This window comes from Azospirillum sp. (assembly GCF_035627195.1).
Classification (GTDB): Bacteria; Pseudomonadota; Alphaproteobacteria; order Azospirillales; family Azospirillaceae; genus Azospirillum.
This window is the reverse complement of record NZ_DASPMG010000266.1, coordinates 1-7,561: the sequence shown is the minus strand read 5'-3', so window position 1 is coordinate 7,561 and position 7,561 is coordinate 1. Positions and strand designations below refer to the sequence as shown.

Annotated in this window: 6 protein-coding genes; all 6 read left to right on the top strand. The window is 72.1% G+C overall.

Features of this window, described 5'->3' with window-relative positions; genetic code table 11:
- Window positions 1-188, top strand: a 188-nt coding sequence (locus VED21_RS23990; protein WP_324886778.1) for a helix-turn-helix domain-containing protein, incomplete at its 5' end; no start/stop codon positions are given.
- Window positions 185-1,549 carry an ATP-binding protein gene (locus VED21_RS23985; protein WP_324886776.1) on the top strand — a complete coding sequence of 455 codons (1,365 nt, stop codon included), beginning with the start codon at window positions 185-187 and terminating at the stop codon, window positions 1,547-1,549. The genes VED21_RS23990 and VED21_RS23985, both read left to right, overlap by 4 nt.
- Before the next feature lie 80 nt (window positions 1,550-1,629).
- Window positions 1,630-2,085 carry a hypothetical protein gene (locus VED21_RS23980; RefSeq protein WP_324886774.1) on the top strand — a complete coding sequence of 152 codons (456 nt, stop codon included), beginning with the start codon at window positions 1,630-1,632 and terminating at the stop codon, window positions 2,083-2,085.
- A 112-nt stretch (window positions 2,086-2,197) separates the two neighbouring features.
- Window positions 2,198-3,913 carry an efflux RND transporter periplasmic adaptor subunit gene (locus VED21_RS23975; RefSeq protein WP_324886772.1) on the top strand — a complete coding sequence of 572 codons (1,716 nt, stop codon included), beginning with the start codon at window positions 2,198-2,200 and terminating at the stop codon, window positions 3,911-3,913.
- Window positions 3,914-3,920: 7 nt separating this feature from the next.
- Window positions 3,921-7,052, top strand: coding sequence for an efflux RND transporter permease subunit (locus VED21_RS23970; RefSeq protein ID WP_324886770.1), 3,132 nt, complete (start codon window positions 3,921-3,923; stop codon window positions 7,050-7,052).
- A gap of 26 nt (window positions 7,053-7,078) precedes the next feature.
- Window positions 7,079-7,471 (top strand): hypothetical protein, encoded by a 393-nt coding sequence (locus tag VED21_RS23965; protein ID WP_324886768.1) that lies wholly within the window; start codon window positions 7,079-7,081, stop codon window positions 7,469-7,471.
- Window positions 7,472-7,561 lie beyond the last annotated feature (90 nt).

Here is a 7,561-nt window from a genome sequence, read left to right as displayed (position 1 = left end):
TGTCCTACCTCATGCACCGCAAGGGGCAGGTGGTGTCGCGCACCGAACTGATCGAGCATGTCTACGCGCAGGACTTCGACCGCGATTCCAACACGGTGGAGGTGTTCGTCGGGCGCCTGCGCCGCAAGCTGGGCGTCGACGTCATCAAGACGGTGCGCGGGCTCGGCTACCGCGTGGACGCGCCTTGATCCGGGTCGGCACGGGCTCGCTGCGCTTCCGCCTGCTGGCGGGCGCCGCGGTCTGGATCGCGCTGGCGCTGGCGGTGGCCGGCCTCATCCTGTCCGGCCTGTTCCAGGACCATGTCCGCCGCCGCTTCGAGGCCGAGCTGACCACCCACCTGGAACAGCTGGCCGCCCTGCTGGAGGAGGATGCGGCCGGCCGCCCGGCGGTGCGCCAGCCGTTGAGCGACCCGCGCTTCCGCCGGCCGCTGTCGGGCCTGTACTGGCAGGTGGGGATCGGCGAATCGGCCCTGCGCTCCCGCTCGCTGTGGGACGGCACGCTGGCCCTGCCGGCCGACGACCTTACAAACGGCGAGATCCACCGCCACGTGGTGGCCGGGCCGGCGGGGCAGACGCTGACCGTGCTGGAACGCACCGTCCAGCTGCCGGACCGCGCCGGGCCCGACCGCATCGCCGTGGCTGCCGACCAGGGCGAACTGCGCCGGGTGACGCACGTCTTCAACATGACGCTGGTTTTGTCGCTGGGCGTGCTCGCCATGGCGCTGATCGCGGCGGCGCTGGTGCAGGTGCGGGTCGGGCTGCGGCCGCTGGCGCGGCTGCGGCGCGAGTTGGCCGACGTGCGGGCCGGGCGCCGGAAGCGCTTCGCCACCCCGATGCCGACCGAGGTGCAGCCGCTGGTGGAGGACCTGAACGCGCTGCTGGCCCACGCGGAGGAGGTGGTCGGCCGCGGCCGGCTGCAGGCCGGCAACCTCGCGCACGCGCTGAAGACCAACCTCGCCGTGCTGGCGAACGAGGCGGCCGGCCTGAACGAGGGCAACGCCCGCGCGGTCGGCGCCACCATCGCCCGGCAGATCGAGGTGATGCGCCGCCACGTGGACCACCACATGGCCCGCGCGCGGGCGGCGGCGTCGCGCGGCGTGCCGGGCATCAGCACGCCGGTGGCGGAATGCGCCGCCGCGCTGGCCCGCGTCATGCGCACGCTGCACGCCGCGGCGGAGCTGGACATCGCCGTGGACGTGGCGCCGGGGCACGTGTTCGCCGGGGAGCGCGAAGACCTGGACGAGATGCTGGGCAACCTCGTCGACAACGCCTGCAAGTGGGCGCGCCGGCGCGTGGTGATCGGGGTACAGGCGGAGGACGGCGGCACGCTGATCCTCACCGTCGACGACGACGGGCCGGGCCTGCCGGAGGGGCGGCGCGACGCGGTGCTCCAGCCCGGCGTGCGGCTGGACGAAAGCGTGCCGGGGACCGGCCTCGGCCTCGCGGTGGTGCGGGATCTGGCGCGGCTGTACGGCGGCGACGCGCGGCTGGAGGCCTCGCCGCTGGGCGGGCTGCGGGCCGTGCTGCGCCTGCCGTCGGCCCCGGCGTGAGCGGTATTCCGCGATATCCTTTCTTTGACCCCTGTCAAGGCGCGCCGCCGTCCCCATCCTATTGTTGCGTGCGCGGCGGGATGCTCCTAGGCTTTCCGGCGGACGGGTTCGGCAGAGGTGGCAAGGCGATCGCCATGGCGTGCGGCGTGCGGTGGAGTTTCAGGACGGTGGTCGTCGGCCTGCTGATGCTGGCCACGCTGCTCGTCTACGCCGTGCCGGGCCATGCCAGCCCGATGCCGCATCACGCCACCGCGAATGTGCATGAGCATGCCGCCCATGACCATGACCATGGCGCGGCCGACGCGCACGACGCGACAGCCGCCGTCCATGACCACGAACGGGCGCCGTGCACCGACGGCGGCCTGCTCGACGACGGTAGCTGCTGCAGCGTCGCCCAATGCACGTCCATGCACGGCGGGCTCCCGGCCGGCACGCCGGCCGCCTTCGTCCCGCGCCTGGACCGGGTGAACCTTCTGGCGGCCCTCGCCACGCCCGACGGCATTGTCGGCGACCCCGCTCTCCGCCCCCCGCTCTGACCGCCTGACGCCACGAGTCCGTCCGCGTTCCGCCCACGCCTTCACGTGGGGCCGGACGTCGGACGCGGCCATTCGCGCCCGACGGCCATCAGATCCCCTGGAGAGTTCCGCCATGACCATCCGACGCCTTCTCGCCGCAGCCCTGATCGCTGCGGGCGTGGCCGCGCCGGTCGCAGTCCCCGCCCAGGCGCACGAGGGGCATGCGCACGGCGACGAGCCGAAGCCGGTCGTCACCACCGCCGCGCCCACGCTGGAAACCGCCTCCGCCGACTTCGAACTCGTGGCGGTGGCGCAGGGCGGGGGCCTGCTGATCCACCTCGACCGCTTCACCACCAACGAGCCGGTGAACGGCGCCACCATTGAGGTCACCACGGGCGGCGAGTCCGCCACGGCCGCGCCGGTGCGGGGGGAGGAGGGCGTCTACCGCCTTCAGGCCGCGTGGCTGTCCAGGCCGGGGCCGCACGAGCTGACCATGTCCGTCGCCACGGCCGACACCGCCGACCTGCTCATCGGCACGCTGGAGCTTCCGGCGGCGGAAAGCGCACCGGCGGCCGGCGGGACCGGTGGTGCTTCGGCCCTTCTCGGCCGCCTGCGGCCGGACGCGGCGCTGCTGCCGGGTGCGGCGCTGGCCTTCCTGCTGGGCGTGCTGACCACGCTGGCGCTGACGCGGCGCGGCCGGGCGCGCGCGGTGGCCGGGGCGGCGCTGGTCGGCGTGGGCCTGCTGCTGGCCGGCGGCGCCGCCCTCGCGCACGAGGGCGAGGACCACAGCCATGCAGAGGAGGGCAAGGCCCCGGCGGCGCCGATGGCTGAAGGTCTCACCGGCGCGCCGGAAAGCCCGCGCCGCCTGCCCGACGGCAGCCTGTACGTGCCCAAGCCCTCGCAGCGCCTGCTGGCCGTCCGCACCACCATCGCCACGCCGCGGGAGGCGGCGCAGACCGTGCAGCTGATCGGCCAGATCGTCGCCGACCCGAACGGCGGCGGCCACGTCCAGGCGACGCAGAGTGGCCGGATCGAGCCCGGCGACCAGGGCCTGCCCTACGTCGGGCAGCGGGTCGAGGCCGGGCAGGTGCTGGCTTACATCGCCCCGGCGGTCACCGTCGTCGACCGCAGCGGCATCCAGCAGCAGATCGCCGCCGTCGAACAGGACCTCGTCATCGCCGAATCCCGCCTGCAGCGCCTGCGCCGGCTGGAGCACAACGTCCCCCAGCGCGACGTGGAGGAGGCGGAGGCGACGCTGAACGGCCTGCGCAAACGCCGCGCCGCCCTGTCGCCGACGCTGACGACGCGGGAGGCGCTGCGCGCACCCATCGCCGGGGTGGTGACGGCCAACAACGTGAAGGCCGGGCAGGTCGTGGACGGGCGCGACCAGGTGCTGTTCGAGATACTGGACCCCACGAAGCTGATGGTGGAGGCCGTCGCCTTCGATCCGCGCGTGGCCAACACCGTGCACCTCGCCACCGCCACCACCGCCGACGGCACGGTCCTGAACCTGGAGCACTTGGGCCACAGCCTGGCGCTGCGCCAGCAGGCGATCCCGCTGCTGTTCCGCGTCGATGCCCCGCCGGAGGGCTTGAGCGTCGGCCAGCCGGTGCGCATCGTCGCCCCCATCCAGGGCAAGGCGCGGGGCATCGTGCTGCCGCGCCGCAGCGTGGTGCGCAACGCGGGCGGCCAGCCCATCGTCTGGCAGCACGACAGCCCGCAGCGCTTCGTCGCCCGCCCGGTGCGCACCCAGCCGGTGGACGCCGAGACGGTGCTGGTCCTGGCCGGCGTCGAGCCGGAGGCGCGCATCGTCACCGACGGCGCCGGCCTGCTGAACCAGATCCGGTGAGGCGGCGATGTTCAACGTCCTCGTCAACCTCAGCCTGCGCAACCGGCTGTTCGTGCTGGCCGCGGCGGCGCTGCTGGTCGCCTACGGCTCCTTCGTGCTGCGCGGCCTGCCCATCGACGTCTTCCCCGACCTGAACAAGCCCACGGTCACCCTGATGACGGAGGCCGAGGGGCTGGCGCCGGAGGAGGTGGAGCAGCTGGTGACCTTCCCGCTGGAGACCTCGATGAACGGCATGCCGGGGATCACCCGCGTGCGCTCCGTCTCCGGCGTCGGGCTCTCCATCGTCTTCGTCGAGTTCGACTGGGGCACCGACATCTACCGCAACCGCCAGCAGGTGGCCGAGCGGCTGTCCATCGTCCAGGGCCAGCTGCCGCCCGACGTCCGCCCGCAGATGGGCCCGATCTCGTCGATCATGGGCGAGATCATGCTCATTGCCATGTCCAGCAAGGATGGGTCCGGCGACGGCGCCAACGCCATGGAGGTGCGGGAGATCGCCGACTGGGTGGTGCGGCCGCGCCTGCTCGCCATTCCCGGCGTCAGCCAGGTGATCCCCATCGGCGGCGAGATCCGCCAGTACCGCGTCACGCCCAACCCGGCCCGCCTGCACGACCTGGAGATCACCACGGACGAGCTGGCGAAGGCCCTCCGGCAGTTCTCCGCCAACACCGGCGGCGGCTTCATCGACCAGCACGCGCAGGAGTACCTGATCCGCAACATCGGCCGCACCACGCGGCTGGAGGACCTGCGCACCCTCGTCGTCGCCTACAAGACCGGGCAGCCGATCCTGCTGCACCAGATCGCCGATGTGGACTTCGCCGCCCGCGTGAAGCGCGGCGATGCCGGGGTGAACGGCAAGCCCGCCGTCATCCTGTCCGTCCAGAAGCAGCCGGGCGCCGACACCACCGCGCTGACCGCCGAGGTGGAGAAGGCGCTGGGCGAGCTGGCGCGCTTCATGCCCAGGGGCGTGCACGCCGACGAGATCCTGTTCAAACAGGCCAACTTCATCCAGGCCTCCATCGGCAACGTCGAGACGGTGCTGCTGGAGGCGGTGGCCGTGGTGGCGGTGATCCTCTTCCTGTTCCTGCTGAACGTCCGCACGACGCTGATCTCGCTGACCGCCATCCCGATCTCGATCCTGATCACGGTGCTGGTGTTCAAGGCGTTCGGCCTGTCGATCAACACCATGACGCTGGGCGGCCTCGCCATCGCCATCGGCGAGCTGGTGGACGACGCCGTGGTCGACGTGGAGAACATCTTCCGCCGCCTGGGCGAGAACCGCCGCGCCGGCAGCCCGCGCTCCGTGCTGGAGGTGGTGGCGAGCGCCTCGCAGGAGGTGCGGTCCGGCATCGTCTATGCCACCGTCATCATCATCCTGGTGTTCGTGCCGCTGTTCGCGCTGACCGGCATCGAGGGGCGGCTGTTCGCGCCGCTGGGCGTGGCCTACATCGTCTCCATCCTGGCCAGCCTCCTCACCGCCATCACCGTCACGCCGGTGCTGTCCTACTATCTACTGCCGAAGCTGAAGCGGCTGGAGGAGCACGACAGCGGGTTGGTGCGGCGGCTGAAGGCCGGGAACGCCCGCCTGCTGGCCTGGGCCTTCGGCCACCCGCGCACGCTGTTCGCCGGCATCGGCGCGGCGGTGCTGATCGCCGCGGCGACGGTGCCCAGCCTGCCGCGCGCCTTCCTGCCGCCCTTCAACGAGGGGACGCTGACCATCTCCATGGTGCTGAACCCCGGCATCTCGCTGGCCGAATCCAACCGCGTCGGGCTGGCCGCCGAACGCCTGATCATGCAGGTGCCGGAGGTGAAGTCGGTCGGCCGCCGCACCGGCCGTGCCGAACTGGACGAGCATGCGGAGGGCGTGCATTCCAGCGAGATCGACGTGGATCTGGCGCCGTCCGAGCGCAGCCGGGCGGAGGTGCTGGCCGACGTGCGCGGGCGCCTCGCGGCGCTGCCGGTGTCGGTGAACATCGGCCAGCCGATCTCGCACCGGCTCGACCACATGCTGTCGGGCGTGCGCGCCCAGGTCGCGCTGAAGATCTACGGCGAGGAGCTGGACACGCTGCGCAGCCTCGCCGGGCAGTTCCAGCAGAAGCTGTCGGGCATCCCCGGCCTCGTCGACCTCCAGGTCGAGAAGCAGGTGCGCATCCCGCAGGTGCAGGTGGTGGTGGACTACGAGCGCGCGGCGCTCTACGGCGTCACCCCCGCCATCGCGACCGAGGCGCTGGAGGGCCTGTCGAACGGCCGCGTGGTGTCGGAGATCGTCGACGGCACACGCCGGTTCGATGTGGTGCTGCGCCTGTCGGACGCCGACCGCACCACCGGTGGCCTCGCCAACCTGCTGGTCGAGACGCCGGCGGGGCGCGTGCCGCTCAGCCTGTTCGCCAGCGTCGAGGAGACGGACGGGCCCAACCAGATCCTGCGGGAGAACGGCAAGCGCCGCATCGTCATCCTGGCCAACACCGACGGGCGGACGGACATGGCGCGGATCGTCGCCGGCATCCGCGACGCGGTGGCCCGCACGCCGCTGCCGCCCGGCACCTTCACCAGCCTGGAGGGCACCTTCCAGGCGCAGGAGGAGGCGTCGAAGACCATCGCCGTTTTGTCGCTGGTGTCGCTGGCGCTGATCTTCCTGGTGCTGTACAGCCGCTACCGCTCGGCCGTGCTGGCGCTGATCATCATGGGCAACGTGCCGCTGGCGCTGATCGGCAGCGTCGCGGCGCTGTGGATCGCGGGACAGCCGCTGTCGGTGGCCTCCATGATCGGCTTCATCACGCTGACCGGCATCTCGACGCGCAACGGCATCCTGAAGATCAGCCACTGCATCAACCTGGTCCTGCACGAGGGCGAGCGCTTCGGGCAGGCCATGGTGACTCGCGGCAGCCAGGAGCGGCTGACGCCGGTGCTGATGACCGCGCTGTCGGCCGGCGTCGCCCTGGTGCCGCTGATGATCGGCGCCGACGCGCCGGGCAAGGAGATCCTGCACCCGGTCGCCGTCACCATCTTCGGCGGGCTGATCAGCGCCACGCTGCTCGACACCGTGCTGACGCCCGTCCTCTTCCTCAAGCTCGGCGAAGCGCCGCTGAACCGTCTGGTCGAAGCCCAGGCCGGTTCGCTGCGTCCGGCCGAGGCGTACTGATCCCCTTGAACCAGGAGAATCCCACCGTGAAGTTCTCGACCCTCCTCCTCGCCGCCGCCCTGCTTGCCGTGCCGGCCGCCGCCGTCGCGGACGGCCCGAAGATCGGCCCGAACGGCGGGGCGCGCACCGACGCCGGACCGTATCACGCCGAACTGGTGTTGAAGGGCAACGACGTCGTGCTCTACGTCACCGACGCCGCCGACAAGCCGGTGGACGTGACCGGCGCCAAGGCCGAGGCGACCATCCTGGCCAACCGCCAGACCCAGAAGGTGGCGCTGGAGCCGGCGGGCGCCAACGCGCTGAAGGGGCAGGCCAACTTGGGCGGCGCGCACGACAGCGTTAAGGTGGTGACCGCGCTGACCATGCCCGGCCAGAAGCCGGTGCAGGCGCGGTTCGAGATGGGCCACGGCGGCCACTGATATCCAAGGATATGGGAGTTTCCCCATGAAGACCCTGTCAAGAAGATCCGTCGTCGCGGGGGGCCTCGGCGCCCTGCTGGTTGCCGGGGC